Annotated in this window: 13 protein-coding genes; 3 read left to right on the top strand and 10 right to left on the bottom strand. The window is 67.0% G+C overall.

Annotation, left to right across the window (positions count from 1 at the left end; translation table 11 throughout):
* The first annotated feature begins 209 nt into the window (after positions 1 to 209).
* Positions 210 to 608, top strand: coding sequence for a phage tail protein (locus tag YQ44_RS10270; RefSeq protein ID WP_071323293.1), 399 nt, complete (start codon positions 210 to 212; stop codon positions 606 to 608).
* Between the two features lie 64 nt (positions 609 to 672).
* On the top strand, positions 673 to 1,293 hold the full coding sequence (locus YQ44_RS10275; protein ID WP_071323294.1) for a glycoside hydrolase family 25 protein: 621 nt from the start codon (positions 673 to 675) through the stop codon (positions 1,291 to 1,293).
* Between the two features lie 7 nt (positions 1,294 to 1,300).
* Here YQ44_RS10275 and YQ44_RS10280 read toward each other — a convergent pair whose 3' ends face one another.
* From YQ44_RS10280 to wrbA, 9 genes are read right to left on the bottom strand one after another with little or no spacing between them, the layout of a single operon-like run.
* The gene (locus YQ44_RS10280; RefSeq protein WP_071323295.1) at positions 1,301 to 2,404 is read right to left on the bottom strand and encodes a threonine aldolase family protein; all 1,104 of its coding nucleotides are present in this window, start codon (positions 2,402 to 2,404) and stop codon (positions 1,301 to 1,303) included.
* An 18-nt stretch (positions 2,405 to 2,422) separates the two neighbouring features.
* The gene (leuE, locus tag YQ44_RS10285; RefSeq protein WP_071323296.1) at positions 2,423 to 3,097 is read right to left on the bottom strand and encodes a leucine efflux protein LeuE; all 675 of its coding nucleotides are present in this window, start codon (positions 3,095 to 3,097) and stop codon (positions 2,423 to 2,425) included.
* Between the two features lie 12 nt (positions 3,098 to 3,109).
* Positions 3,110 to 4,972 (bottom strand): ABC transporter transmembrane domain-containing protein, encoded by a 1,863-nt coding sequence (locus tag YQ44_RS10290; RefSeq protein WP_071323297.1) that lies wholly within the window; start codon positions 4,970 to 4,972, stop codon positions 3,110 to 3,112.
* Positions 4,973 to 5,006: 34 nt separating this feature from the next.
* Positions 5,007 to 6,083 carry a lipocalin-like domain-containing protein gene (locus tag YQ44_RS10295; RefSeq protein WP_071323298.1) on the bottom strand — a complete coding sequence of 359 codons (1,077 nt, stop codon included), beginning with the start codon at positions 6,081 to 6,083 and terminating at the stop codon, positions 5,007 to 5,009.
* Positions 6,083 to 8,680: an FtsX-like permease family protein gene (locus YQ44_RS10300; protein ID WP_071323299.1), complete on the bottom strand. Its 2,598-nt coding sequence runs from the start codon at positions 8,678 to 8,680 to the stop codon at positions 6,083 to 6,085. Before YQ44_RS10300 ends, YQ44_RS10295 begins: the two co-directional genes overlap by 1 nt.
* The gene (locus YQ44_RS10305) at positions 8,668 to 9,105 is read right to left on the bottom strand and encodes a DUF4124 domain-containing protein (protein WP_083411752.1); all 438 of its coding nucleotides are present in this window, start codon (positions 9,103 to 9,105) and stop codon (positions 8,668 to 8,670) included. Before YQ44_RS10305 ends, YQ44_RS10300 begins: the two co-directional genes overlap by 13 nt.
* Positions 9,102 to 10,517 carry an FAD-binding oxidoreductase gene (locus YQ44_RS10310; RefSeq protein WP_071323300.1) on the bottom strand — a complete coding sequence of 472 codons (1,416 nt, stop codon included), beginning with the start codon at positions 10,515 to 10,517 and terminating at the stop codon, positions 9,102 to 9,104. Before YQ44_RS10310 ends, YQ44_RS10305 begins: the two co-directional genes overlap by 4 nt.
* Positions 10,514 to 10,924: a DUF2069 domain-containing protein gene (locus tag YQ44_RS10315; protein ID WP_071323301.1), complete on the bottom strand. Its 411-nt coding sequence runs from the start codon at positions 10,922 to 10,924 to the stop codon at positions 10,514 to 10,516. The genes YQ44_RS10310 and YQ44_RS10315 overlap by 4 nt, the downstream gene beginning before the upstream one ends.
* Complete coding sequence (wrbA, locus tag YQ44_RS10320) at positions 10,924 to 11,532, bottom strand: NAD(P)H:quinone oxidoreductase (RefSeq protein ID WP_071326390.1); 609 nt, start codon at positions 11,530 to 11,532, stop codon at positions 10,924 to 10,926. The genes YQ44_RS10315 and wrbA overlap by 1 nt, the downstream gene beginning before the upstream one ends.
* A gap of 67 nt (positions 11,533 to 11,599) precedes the next feature.
* Here wrbA and YQ44_RS10325 point away from each other — a divergent pair, with 67 nt between their 5' ends.
* Positions 11,600 to 12,976, top strand: a complete 1,377-nt coding sequence (locus tag YQ44_RS10325; protein ID WP_071323302.1) for a YihY family inner membrane protein — start codon at positions 11,600 to 11,602, stop codon at positions 12,974 to 12,976.
* A 7-nt stretch (positions 12,977 to 12,983) separates the two neighbouring features.
* On the opposite strand, the gene YQ44_RS10330 is transcribed toward YQ44_RS10325, so the two are convergent.
* On the bottom strand, positions 12,984 to 13,298 hold the full coding sequence (locus YQ44_RS10330; RefSeq protein WP_071323303.1) for a hypothetical protein: 315 nt from the start codon (positions 13,296 to 13,298) through the stop codon (positions 12,984 to 12,986).
* Between the last annotated feature and the right edge of the window lie 29 nt (positions 13,299 to 13,327).

The raw sequence follows: 13,327 nt of genomic DNA on the forward strand, positions 1-13,327 counted from the left end.
ACTAAACTTGCTTTTCGAAAATGTTGTTTCATTATTATAATGAAGCTTGATGGACCTCTTTCATGCAGCGAAAACCGGCGAGGACGAGACATGCGTATGGATACAGATCAGCGCGAAAGTAGCGCGGAAAACACCGGGGCGATTACAGCAGGTGCAGGCGCCAGGCGGCTGGCCCAACCTGGCGTCTTCCACGGCGGCGGGCGGGCATCATGAGCGCCGCCTCACCTGTCCCGTCGCCGTTCTACACGCCGCCCGGCTTTGGCGACACGCCCGTCGGCGCGGTGATCGCCTTTGCGGGGACCATCGCCGATACCGGCATCGAAGCCTGGGGCTGGATGGTGTGCGACGGCCGCCTGCTGGGCGTCAGCCAGTATCCGGAATTGTTCGCCACGCTCGGCTATCTGTATGGGGGCGCGAACGATACCTTTCGATTGCCCGACTATCGGGGCTGCTTCCTGCGCGGCCGCGCTGCCGGCACGGATACTGATGCCGGCCAGGGCGCCGGCCCGGTACGGCAGGAGGCGGGGCCGAACAGCGCCGATGTCAGCTATCTGATCAAATTCACCTCTGGCATGCGCATGCGGATGCCGCCGCCACTGTCGGCATAGTTACGACAGGGGCGCCGCGCGCCTGCCGCGCGGCGTCATTCATTCCCCTTACCAGGAGCGCAGCATGGCAGATTTTTTGCAAGGCATGGACGTATCGGAACACAACGGATACATCGACTGGGCCAGTGTCGCCAGCCGCATGGGCGCGCCGCGGTTCGTCTATCTGAAAGCCACCGAAGGCGGCAACCGGATTGACCGCCAGTACGCCAGCAACCGTGCGGGCGCCACGGCGCAGGAGCTGTTGTGCGGCGCCTGCCATTTCTTCCTGCCCTCCACGCCGGTGGCGCAGCAGGTCGCCAACTTCTGCAATGTGGTGGGCAGCGTCCAGGGCGAATTGCCGCCCATGCTCGATGTCGAACAGGCCGGGCTGGAGCAGCCTGCCTATGCGGCCGCTGTCGCACAGTGGCTGCAGCAGGTGGGCGAGAGGCTCGGCTGCGTGCCCGGCATCTACACCCAGACCAGTTTCTGGGACGGCAGCGTGGGCTCGTTTGCGCCTTTCCTCGCCCATCCGCTGTGGATCGCCCAGTACGGCTCCAGGCCCGGTCCCGCATTGCCGTCCGGCGCCAGCGGCTACACGTTCTGGCAGTATACGAATACGGGCGTCGTCAACGGCATTGCCGGACCGGTCGACATGAGCCGCTTTGCCGGCTCGCCGGAGCAGCTGCAGGCGCTGCGCTGCGGCTAGCGCCCGCTCAGCGGGCAGCCAGCGTCTTGCCGCGCATCGCCTGGTCGAGCAGCGTCAGGGCCAGCCGCACGGTATCGTCGGGCATTTCCAGCAGCTGATCGCCCACATACCACTCCACCACGCTGTGCCCGGGCAGGGCGGCGTGGCTGGCGCGGCCGAACAGCCAGATGCCGTGGTCTTCGGCCACCTGGTTGCGGATGGCGATGGCCCGCTCGCGCGAGACGGGCAGGTGCAGGTGCAGCATGTTGGCCTGCGGGCTGGCCGGGTTGACGGCGATGGCCGGGAAGTCGCGCAGCAGCGCATACAGCCATTGCGTGCGTTCAAAGTAGCGCGGCATGGCGGCGATGCGTGCATCGAACTGCATGGCGGCGGCCACCACGTACGGCGTGCGGTGCACGATATTGCCGCCCTGGCGGCGGAACCATTCGCGCGCGCGTTCGACGAACGGCCGGCTGCCGGCCAGCATGGCGCCACCGAGGCCGCCGATACCCTTGTACAGCGAAACATATACGGAATCGAAACCGGCGCAGATGGCGGGCAGGGGCTGCTTGAAACCCGCTTGCGCTTCCCACAGGCGCGCGCCATCCATGTGCAGGTGGATGTTGCGGTCGCGGCAGTGCCGCTTGATGTCGCTCAACTCATCCCATGACGGACACTGGCCGCCGATTTCGCGCATCGGCAGTTCGACTTGCACGGCGCCCAGCGCATCGGGCACGGCGCGCAAGTCATCCACCGTCCACGGGCGGTGCGGGTCGCCGATCGTCAGGCCCTTGAAGTGCTCGAGCAATTCATGGTTGCCCCGTTCGTGGCGCAGGATGTGCGACGTCGGGTGCAGCGCCACGAGCGGGGAGCCGCGGTCCTGGCAGGCCAGGCGCAGGGCGGTCACTTGCGTCATGGTGCCCGTGATGCAGAACACGGCCGCCTCGAAACCGAGCAGGCTGCCGACCTTGTTCTCGAACTGTTCGATCAGCGCGCCTTCGCCGTAGGTATCGTGCGCGATGTCGTTGGCATCGCACCAGGCGGCCATGGCGGCGAAGGTGGCGGCCGGGGTGGGCTGGCGGTGGCCCGGCACGATGGTGTGGCAGCGCTGGCGCAGTTCGGCGTCGGTCAAGGGGCGTCTCCGTTACGGTTACAGGGTGGCCGTGGCCAGTTTTGCGCCAAAGCCGATGAACATGGCGCCCACGCCGCCGCCCATGCCGGCCGACAGGCGCCGGCGGCGGCGGAAGGTCTCGGCCAGGCGCGCGCCGACGAAAATGATGGCCGTCAAATAGGTAAAGCTGATCACCTGGCAGATCAGGCCCAGGCCGATGAACGACAGCACGGGATTCGGGAAGGCCGGATCGACGAACTGGATGAAAAACGAGATGAAGAACAAAATGGCTTTCGGATTCATCAGGCTGATGATCAGCGCCTTGCGGAAGGGATCGCTTTCCTTGACGGCGACGGGCGTCGCGGGCGTTTCGCCGTCGGCCGGCGCGGGCGCGCGCAGCTTGCGCCAGCAGCCTATCAGCATCTGCAGGCCGATCCAGCCCAGGTAGGCCGCGCCGATGTATTTCACCACGTAGAACAGGGCCGGGCTGGCCTTCAGCAGCGAAGCGACGCCGCAGGCCGACAGCACCATCAGTATCAGGTCGCCGGCGAAAATGCCGAAGGCGCCCTGGTAGGCGGGCCGCACGCCGCGCTGCGCGGCCACCGACAGCACGTACATGGAATTGGGGCCGGGCAGGATGACGATGAAGATGGTCCCCAGCAAGAAGGTCCAGAAATCGGTGATGCCCAGGTTGGCGTGGAAGATGGCGTTCATGGCGGGTCGTGTCTAGTTGATTTGTACGTGATGGAATTGCAGGGCCGCCAGGTTGGCGTAAATGCCGCCTAACGCGACCAGCGATGCGTGCGTGCCCGTTTCGACGATCTTGCCGTCTTCCATGACGACGATGCGGTCGGCGCGCTGCACGGTGGCCAGGCGGTGCGCGATGATGACGGTGGTGCGGCCCACCATGGCCGCTTCCAGCGCCTTTTGCACCAGGCGTTCCGATTCCGCGTCGAGCGCGCTGGTCGCTTCGTCGAGCAGCAGCAGCGGCGGGTTTTTCAGCAGGGCGCGGGCGATGGCGATGCGCTGGCGCTGGCCGCCGGACAGGCGCACGCCCCGTTCGCCGAGGAAGGATTTGTAGCCGTTCGGCAGGCGCTCGATGAATTCGTGGGCCGCCGCCATCTTCGCCGCGGCAATGACTTCCTCGTCGCTGGCGCCGGCGCGGCCGTAGCGGATGTTTTCCATGGCGTCGGCCGAGAAGATCACGGTATCCTGCGGCACGATGCCGATGGCGTCGCGCAGGGTGTGCAGGTCGAGCTGCTTGATGTCGACGCCGTCGAGGCGGATGCTGCCGCCCTGCGGGTCGTAGAAGCGCAGGAACAGCTGGAACAGGGTGGTCTTGCCGGCGCCGGACGGGCCCACCACGGCCACCGTTTCGCCGGCGCGGATATCGAGGCTGACATGGTCGAGCGCATGCGTGTCGGGACGCGACGGGTACGAGAACATGACATTGTCCAATGTCAGCGCGGCGCCGCTCGCGGCGCGCGCGGGCAGCGGCAATGGCGCGGCCGGCGATGTGATTTCCGATTTGACGGCCATCAGTTCCAGCAGGCGCTCGGTGGCGCCGGCGGCGCGCTGCGCTTCGCCCATCACTTCGGACAGGGCGCCGATGGCGCCGGCGACGATGGAGGCGTACAGGATGAACTGCCCCAGGTCGCCGCCCGTCATCGAGCCCTCCAGCACGGCGCGCGCGCCCAGCCACAGCACGAAGACGATGGTGCCGAACACCAGCAGGATGGCGATCACGGTCAGCAGCGCGCGCGCGCGGATGCGGCGCATGGCCGTCATGAAGGCACCTTCGACGGAGTCGCCGAAGCGTTTCGATTCGATTTTTTCGTGCGTGAACGCCTGCACGGTGGGCATGGCGTTGAGGATTTCGCCGGCCATGGCCGAGGCGTCGGCGATGCGGTCCTGCGAATCGCGCGACAGCTTGCGCACCTTGCGGCCAAACACGACGATGGGCACGACGACGAGGATCAGCAGGCCGATGATGATGCCCGACAGCTTGGGGCTGGTGACGAACAGCATCACCAGGCCGCCGAGGAACAGCAGCACATTGCGCAGGGCCATGGAGATGCTGGTGCCGACCACGGCCTGGATCAGGGTGGTGTCGGTGGTGATGCGCGACAGGACTTCGCCCGTCTGCGTGGTCTCAAAGAATTCGGGGCTTTGCGTGACGACGTGGCGGTACACGGCGCTGCGGATATCGGCCGTGACGCGCTCGCCCAGCCACGACACCGTGTAAAAGCGCGCCGCCGTCGCCAGCGCCAGGATCGAGGCGACGCCGAACAGGGCGAGGAACACCAGGTCCACATGCTGGATGCTTTTCGAGCCGGCCGCGCCGCCGAAACCGAGGTCGATCATCTGCTTGAAGGCGGCGGGAATGGCCAGCGTCGAGGCGGCGGCCACCACCAGCGCGATACCGGCCAGGAAAAACTGCTTGCGGTAGGGCGTCAGGAAGGGCATCAAACCCTTGAAGGCGGCCAGGCTGCCTTTTTTCAGTTCGCGGCTGCTGCCGCTATCGGGAGACGGTGTTGCGCTTGCGGCGGTTGCTGTACTCGTGCTGCTTGTTTCTGTGCTGGTTGTCATTGTTTTTCGCTTTGATTTACATATTCGGTACTGTTTACAACTTCATCGGCTGCACGTAGCCCGTCATTTCCAGGTAGGCGCGGCCCGCCGGCTGGCCATCGCGCTCCACCGTGACGGCGCCTTCCCAGTATACGGCGCCGGTGGACCTGCTCGAATCGAGTTCCTGGTCCGGCTGCAATGGCTTGATCTGCCAGCGCGTGGCGCCCGTGCGGATCTCCGTGGCGACCGGGTACTCGGCCTGCGTGCGGGGCGAGCGCCACAGCTGCGTGGGGGTGAAATCGACGTCGCCGGGCGCAAACTGCGTCACCTTGCCGGCGGCGTCGCGCCATGCCGCGTGCGCCCATAGTTTAGCACCTGTCTTGCTGCGGATCTGGAAGGCCATCAGGGCGCCGCCGTCATCGAGGTTGGCGCCGACCCAGTTCCAGCCGCTGGCGTCCGCGTCGAGCACCTGGCTCGACCACTCGTGATCGAGCCAGGTGGCGCCCGTCACGGCTTCCGGCTTGCCGCCCGCGCGGGCGATCGTGCCCGTGGTGCGCAATTGCGGCACGCTGTAGTAATAGCTGGCCTGCGCCGGCCGCGCGCCCTTGCGCGAGTAGCCGCCGTCGCCCTGCAGCAGCACCGGCTGCGAGGGGGCCAGGGTCAGCTGCAGGTTGAAGTCGCGGGCGGCCAGGCTGACCTGGTAGCTGCCGTCGGCTTGCCGCCGCATGCGCCAGTCGTCGAGCTTTACGTCCGTGTCGCCGACCTTGGCGTAGGCCAGGCCGAAGCCCTCGCGCGCGCTTCTTTCATCGTGCAGCAGCTTGCCCAGCTTCGGATCGGACAGGGCCGCATGGCCGATGATCAGCTGTTTCGGCGCAAACGCGCTGGGGTTGTCGGCATCGGCGGCCGTGGCGCTGCGGAAGAAGGTCACCTGGTAGCCCAGCTGTTCCCCGGCGCCGGTCTTGACCCACCCGGTGGCGTACCACCATTCCGTCTTGTAGGCCGGATGGGCGCCGAAATCGTGCGGCAGGCGCAGGGTCTGGCCCGGCGCCAGCGGCGTGACGGGGGCGAAGGCGGGTGGCGCGGCCAGCGCGGTGGCGCTGCAGAACATGAGCAAAACAGTCAAACGGCGCATTACCAGTCCTCCCTGACGGCGCGGATGGGGTCAGCGGACAGCGCCTGGCGCCCCGCGATGAGGGCCGTGGCGGCGGCTGCCGTCAGCAGGGCGCCGGCCACGGTGGCGATCAATGGCCAGGGCAGGTGCAGCTGCATGGTCCAGTGGAACGATTGCGGATTGACGATGAAGACCAGTACAAAGCTGATCAACAGGCCGAGGACAAAACCGGTGGCGATGCCCAGCGCCGTCAGCGCGCCGCCCTCGAACGCCAGGATGGCGAGGATCTGTCCGCGCGTCACGCCCACATGGCGCAGCATGCCGAATTCGCGCGCGCGGGCCAGGGTCTGGGCCGAGAACGTGGCGGCCACGCCAAACAGGCCGATGACGATGGCGATGGCTTCCAGCAGATACGTGACGGCGAAGCTGCGGTCGAAGATCTGCAGGCTCAGGGCGCGGATGGCCGACGGATTCGATACTTCCAGGCTGGCGCCGAACGGCAGGGCCTTCAGGCGCTGCTGCAGCTGTTCGCCCGTGGCGTTCTTGTCCAGCCACAGGGCCGCATCGCTGACATCCATGTCGGCGCTCAGGGCGCGGTAGTCGGCCAGCGGCATCTGGATCGCCCCGGACGAGCGCGCATAGTCGCGCCAGATGCCGGCGACAAAAAAGCCGTGCAGGCCGCCGGCCAGCGGCAGCGCGATCGGCTGTCCCGGCTTGACGCTGTACAGGTCGGCCGCCGCCTCGGACAGCCAGACGGGCCGGCTGCCAGCCGGCACGGGCAGGGAGTCGCCCACCAGTACCATGCTCTTGCCCGGGTCCTGCAAGTTGATGGGGCGCGCCAGCAGCGCCACGTTGGGCCGGTCCGGTGCCAGCGACAGCGAGCGCACGCGCTGGAAGTCGGCCCTCGCCACGCCGGGCAGGGCGGCGATGGCGGCCTGTTCGCGCGGATTCAGGCCACCGGTGCCGCCGCTGGCGGCCGTGCGCGCATACACGTCGGCCGGCAGCACTTGCAGCAGCCAGTCGTCGACGGAAACGCGGAAGCTCGACACCATGATGGCCATGGCCACCATCAGGCTAAAGCTCGACAGCACGCCGCCGAGGGCGATGCCGGCTTGGCCCGAGGCATTCGCCAGGCGCGCCAGGGTCAGGCTGCGCACGGGCGCATGCTGGCTCGTTTCCGTGCGCAGCCATGCCGCCTGCGCGGCGCGGAAGACGACGGCGGCCAGCTGCGGCATCAGGGCGATGGCGCCGATCAGCAGCAGGGCGATGGACAGGTAGCCGAACAGCGGCAGCTCGAACACGGGCGGCAGCAACGTCAGGGCGCCGGCCAGCAGCAAACAGGCCAGCGCGGGCCAGGTTTTCGCCAGGCGCGTCGTGACGACTTCCTCGCTGCCCGATTTCAGGGCGATGGCGGGGGCGGCGCGCGCCGCTTCCAGCGCGGGCGCGGCGCAGCCCAGCAAGGCCACGCCGAGACCCAGCGCGAAATACACGAAGGCGGCAACGGGCGTGAACTGGACCTGCGGCTGCACGCCGGCGAAATAGCCGGCGCCCAGGTCGCCGCCAAAGAAGCGCAGGGCCACGGCCGCCATCGCGTAGCCGCCGGCGATGCCCAGCGCGGCGCCCACGATGCCGAGGCTGGCGCCTTCCAGCAGCACCTGGCGCAGCAGCTGGCCCCGTTCCATGCCCAGCACGCGCAGCAGCGCGAACTGGCTGCGGCGGCGGATGACGGACAGCGCCTGCGTGGAAAAGACGAGGAAGGCGCCCGTAAACAGGGCGACGAGCGCCAGCACGGTCAGGTTGACGCGGTAGGCGCGGCTCAGGTTATTGTTGCGGCTATTTTCGTTCTCGTCGTTGGGCTGGCCCACGTGGAAGCGCCCCGGATACTGCGTTTCCAGCGCGCGCGTCAGGTCCGCCAGGAAGGCGTCGCGGTTGACACCCTGGCGCAGTTTCAAGTCGATGCGCGACAGCTTGCCCAGCCTGTCGAAGCGCCACTGCGCCGCGCCGATATCCATCACGGCGATGCGCTGGCCGGCGCGTGCGCGCTGCAGCGAGCCGGCCACGCGCAGCGGCACCTTGCCCGTGCCCGATTGCAGCGCGAGCGTGTCGCCCTGCGCCAGACCGAGCCAGCGCAAGGCGGCGGGGGACAGGAAGATGGCGTCGTCGGCCAGGGTGTCGAAAGGCTGGCCTTCGGCGGGCGCGCCGATCAGGTCGGGAGAGATATGGCCGGCGCGGAAGACGTCGAGCGCGAGGATATGCAGCGGACCGCCATCCTTGCCGGCTTTTCCTGCCACGCCAGCCTGCAATTCCAGCACGGGCGAAGCGACGGCCACGCCGTCGCGCTGCGCCAGCCATGGATAGATGCTTTCGTCGAACAGCGCTTCGCGCCCGGCCACCTGCACGTCGGCCTGGCCGGACAGGCTTTTCACGGCCGTGGAGAATTCATTGAAGGCGGCCGCGTTAATCAGGTGGATGGCAAAGCCCAGCGACACGCCGATGGCGATGGCCAGGATGGCGACGAGGGCGCGCACGGGATGGGCGCGCCATTCGCCCAGCAGCAGCCAGCGCGACAGCAGGCGCGGGGACGCGGGCGGGCCCGGCTGCCGGGTCAATTCAGGCACTCGATGGCCAGGCGCTCGCCGGCGCGCCGCGCCTTGAGCTGCGCCGCATCGCGGGTTTTGTCGCCGGCGCCGACGGCGTCCTGCGCCGCCCATTTCTGGTCGAGGCGCAGCTGGGCGCAGTGCTTGTCGCGCGCCTCGAGCTGCCTGGCGGCCCGTTCGCGGGCCTGGTCTTCGACCTTCTCGCGCTGCTTGCGCGCCGCTTCCATCTGGCTGGCCACCCGTTCCTGGCGCGTGGCCGCGCCCTTGTCGACGGCAGGCGGCGGCGCGGGTACCTCGAGGATTTGCAGCTGGCCCCCCGTGCACGGTGTTTCGCCATAGCTGGTCTGGCCATCCTTCACGCATTTGTACACGCCCTGCGCGCCAGCCTGGCCGGCCACGCTGGCCAGACAGGCGAACAGCATCGGCACGATAGACGACGACTTCACAATATCTTCCCAGGATTCATGATGTTTTGCGGGTCCAGCGCCTGCTTGACGGCGCGCATCAGCTGCAGTTCCAGCGGCGACTTGTAGTGCGCCAGGTCCGCCTTTTTCAGGGCACCGATGCCGTGTTCGGCCGAGATGGAACCGCCAAAGCCGTCCACCCGGTCGTGCACGATGCGGTTGATGGCATCCTGGTTGGCAAGGAAGTCGCCATCGGTCATGCCGGCTGGCGGCGCCACGTTGTAATGCAGGTTGCCGTCGCCCAGGTGGCCGAAGCATACGAGCTGGCAGCCGGGGAAGGCCGCTGCCAGGGCCGCATCCGTGACGGTGATGAAATCGGCGATGCGCGAAATCGGCAGCGAGATGTCGTGCTTGATGTTCTTGCCGGCTTGCGCCTGCGCCAGCGGAATGTGCTCGCGCAGCTGCCACAGGCCTTCGGATTGCGCCACGGAGCTGGCGACGACGGCGTCGTCGATCAAGCCGTCTTCGAGGGCCGCGCCGATGCTCGCTTCCAGCAATTCCACGGCGTGCGCCTCGGACTGGCTGCTGGACAGTTCGAGCAGCACGTACTGGCCGTGCGCTTCGGCAAAGGGGCGCGGCAGCTGCGGGAACTGCTCGGCCACCAGCTGCAGGCAGTACTGCGACATCAGTTCAAAACCCGTCAGGCTGGCGCCGCAATGGTCCTGCATCAGGCTTAACAGACGCAGGGCGTGGGCGGGCGAGGGCATGGCGGCCAGCGCCGTGATGCAGGCTTTCGGTTGCGGGTAGAGCTTCATCACCGCGCCCGTGATCACGCCCAAGGTCCCCTCGGCGCCGATGTACAGGTCGCGCAAATCGTAGCCGGTATTGTCCTTGCGCAAACCGCGCAAGCCGCTCCAGATCTCGCCTTGCGGCGTGACCACTTCCAGGCCCAGGCACAGCTCGCGCGTGTTGCCGTAGCGCAGCACGGCCGTGCCGCCCGCGTTGGTGGCCAGATTGCCGCCGATGGTGCAGCTGCCCTCGGCCGCCAGCGACAGGGGAAACAGGCAGCCGGCGGCGGTGGCCGCTTCCTGGATGGTTTGCAGGATGCAGCCTGCGTCAACCGTGATGGTGCGGTTGACGGGATCGAGCGCGCGGATGCCGTTCAGGCGCGCCAGCGACAGCACGATGGCCGTGCCGGCCGCGTCGGGGATGCTGCCCAGGACCAGGCCCGTGTTGCCGCCTTGCGGCACGACGGGAATCCGCCATTGCGCGCAGGCGCGCAGCACGCCGGCCACCTGTTCCACCGTGGCGGGACGCAGCACGGCCAGGGCCTTGCCGGTGAACCTGTCGCGCCAGTCGGTGAGGAAGGGCGCCGTGTCGGCGTCGCCGGTCAGTACGTAGGCGTCGCCCAGCAGGTCGCGGCAGGCGGCGAGGAAGTCGGTCTGGTCTGTCATTTTTTGATGCTCACTTTATTCACTTTTTCCAGCAGTTCCCTGGCCATGCGCTTGGCGGCCTTTTTATACGGGCGCAGATACAGTATGGCGCAGAAGAAGTAGATGCAGACGATGGCCGCCTCGCTCCAGGCCATCAGGGCCGACATGCGGTTCGTGTCGCTGTAGCCGCGCACCACGCCCTCGGTAAAGTACAGCAGGATCACCATCGACGACCATTGCAGGGTGTAGACGTCGCGCTTGATGACGCCATACAGGGGAATGAGCAGCGGGACGGCTTTCAGCACGACCCAGGAGCCGCCCGGCTGCAGCGGGGCGACGACGGTTTCCCACAGCACGCACCAGACGATCAGGGTGACGAGGCTGGCGATGGCGCCCCAGTGAAAATACTTGTGCAGCGCGCCGTGCATCAGGCGCCCGCCAGTTTCGCGGCGTTTTCCGCCAGGCGCCGGCCCAGGGCGATGGCCAGGCGCTTTTCATCGTCGCTGAGCGCCTTGTCGCCGTCTATGCCCGACCAGTGCGTGGCGCCGTAGGGCGAGCCGCCCGTGGCCGTCGTCATCAGTTCAGGGTGGGTGTAGGGCAGGCCCATGACCAGCATGCCGTGGTGGAAGAGGGGGATCATCATCGACAGCAGCGTCGATTCCTGGCCGCCATGCAGGCTGCCCGTGGACGTGAACACGCAAGCGGGCTTGCCGGCCAGGCTGCCGGCCAGCCAGTCGCTGGCCGTGCCATCCCAGAAGTACTTCATGGCGGCGGCCATGTTGCCGAAGCGCGTGGGCGAACCGAGGGCCAGGCCCGCGCACTCCTGCAAGTCTTCCAGCTCCACGTAGGGCGCGCCATCGGGCGGCACCTCGGGCGCCGTCGCCTCGGCCACCGTCGAGACGGCGGGCACGGTACGCAGGCGCGCATCGCAGCCAGGCACGCTTTCCACCCCCTGGGCAATCAATTCGGCCAATTGGCGCGTGGCGCCATGGCGTGAATAAAACAATACAAGAATAATCAGATTGGTTGGCTTCATCATTGGTATTATAGGGCGCTTTACAGCCTGATACGACTGCTGTCATGGCGCCGTTCTGATTTCGAACATGTTTTTAAAATATATACTTCCATTCTTTCAATACCTGTGGCGTACCCTGGGCATCGGGCTTGACGTCGTGCGCGGCCTGACCTGGTCCGAAACGCGCGACCTGCTGCAGTTCGCGCGCCGCCGCGTGCGCGAGGAAAGCCTGCCGCAAGTGGCGGGCAGCCTGACGTTTGCCACCGTGTTCGCGCTGGTGCCGCTGCTGACCCTGGCCCTGGCGATCTTCACCACCTTTCCGCTGTTTAATACCTTCCGCCACGCGCTGGAAGATTATTTCGTGCAAAGCGTGATGCCCAAGGGTATTTCGAACACCATTCTCGACTACCTGACGACGTTTGCCTCGAAGGCCACGCGATTGTCGGCCATCGGCGCGGGTGCCCTGATCGTCACCTCGGTGGGCATGATGAGCTTGATCGAGCGCGTCTTCAACCGCATCTGGCGCGTGCGCCAGGAACGCCGCTGGACCAAGCGTCTGCTCGTGTACTGGGCCATCGTCACCCTGGGGCCGCTGCTGGTGGGCGTGTCGCTGACGGTGACGTCGCGCGTCTTCATCGCCACCAGCGGCGTGGTGGGCGCCGTGCCTTTCCTCGGCACCGTGTTCTACACGCTGGTGTCGATCGGCCTGACCATGCTGGCGTTCACGCTGTTGTACATCACGGTGCCGAACCGCGACGTGGACTGGCGCGACGCGGCGTGGGGCGGCTTGCTGGCGGCGCTGGCGTTCGAGGCGGCCAAGCGCGGTTTCGGCGAATTCATCCAGGAATTTCCCACGTATTCGCGCATCTATGGCGCGCTGGCCGCCTTGCCGCTGTTCCTCGTGTGGATCTACCTGAGCTGGATGATCACCCTGGTGGGCGCCTTGCTGGTGGCCGCCTTGCCCGTGGTGAAATACGAGCGCTGGTGGTACGAGGCGGCGCCCGGCAGCGAATTCGTCGACGCCGTCGCCATCCTGAAGGTGCTGCACCAGGCTTGCCATTGCGCCGATTCGGCCCTGGTGGGCGCGGCCGAGATCCGCCGCAGCACGCGCCTGGGTTTCGAGGAAATGGAAACCCTGCTCGACAAGATGGTGCTGCAGGGCTGGGTGGGCCGGGTCAACGTGGACGGCGCCGTGCGCGTGCAGTGGGGCAAGCGCGTGGCCGACAGTTCCGACCACTGGGTCTTGCTGGGCAACGTCAACCGCATCACCCTGGCCGACGTCTACCGTCTATTCGTCTTCGGCGGCATGCGCGTCAATTCCGGCTACCCGGCCGGCTCCACCAACGAGCGCGACATCAAGGCGGCCGAAGAGGCAGCCGCGCTGGCCGCGCAGGTGGAAAATGCCGTGGAGGAGGGCCTTGGCATGAGCTTGGCCCAGCATTTCGGCGAAGTGCGCTGCGCCTGAGGGGCAGTCAGGTATTGAGCCTGTCGTACAGCAGGCTGTCGAGCGCGCCCGTCAGCGTATTGCCCTCTTCATCGAGCAGCGTGTAATCCTGCTGGCTGTCGCCGAGCGATGCGCTGCCCTCGATGCCGCACACGAGCTGGTAGGTGGTGTCGTCGATCGCCAGCTTGATCATCGCCAGGACTTGCTGGCGCTGGCCGTCGGCCAGTGCCAGCGCGTCGAGCATGGCGCCCAGCCGGGTTTGTCCCTGCCGTCCCTGCGCATACAGGGCCAGCAGCGAGGCATTGGATGCGCTGACATCATCGATGAACTTTTTCGCCTGCATGGGAACCTGGTCTTGAAGTGGCGCGGCCT

The organism is Janthinobacterium sp. 1_2014MBL_MicDiv (genome assembly GCF_001865675.1).
Classification (GTDB): Bacteria; Pseudomonadota; Gammaproteobacteria; order Burkholderiales; family Burkholderiaceae_D; genus Janthinobacterium.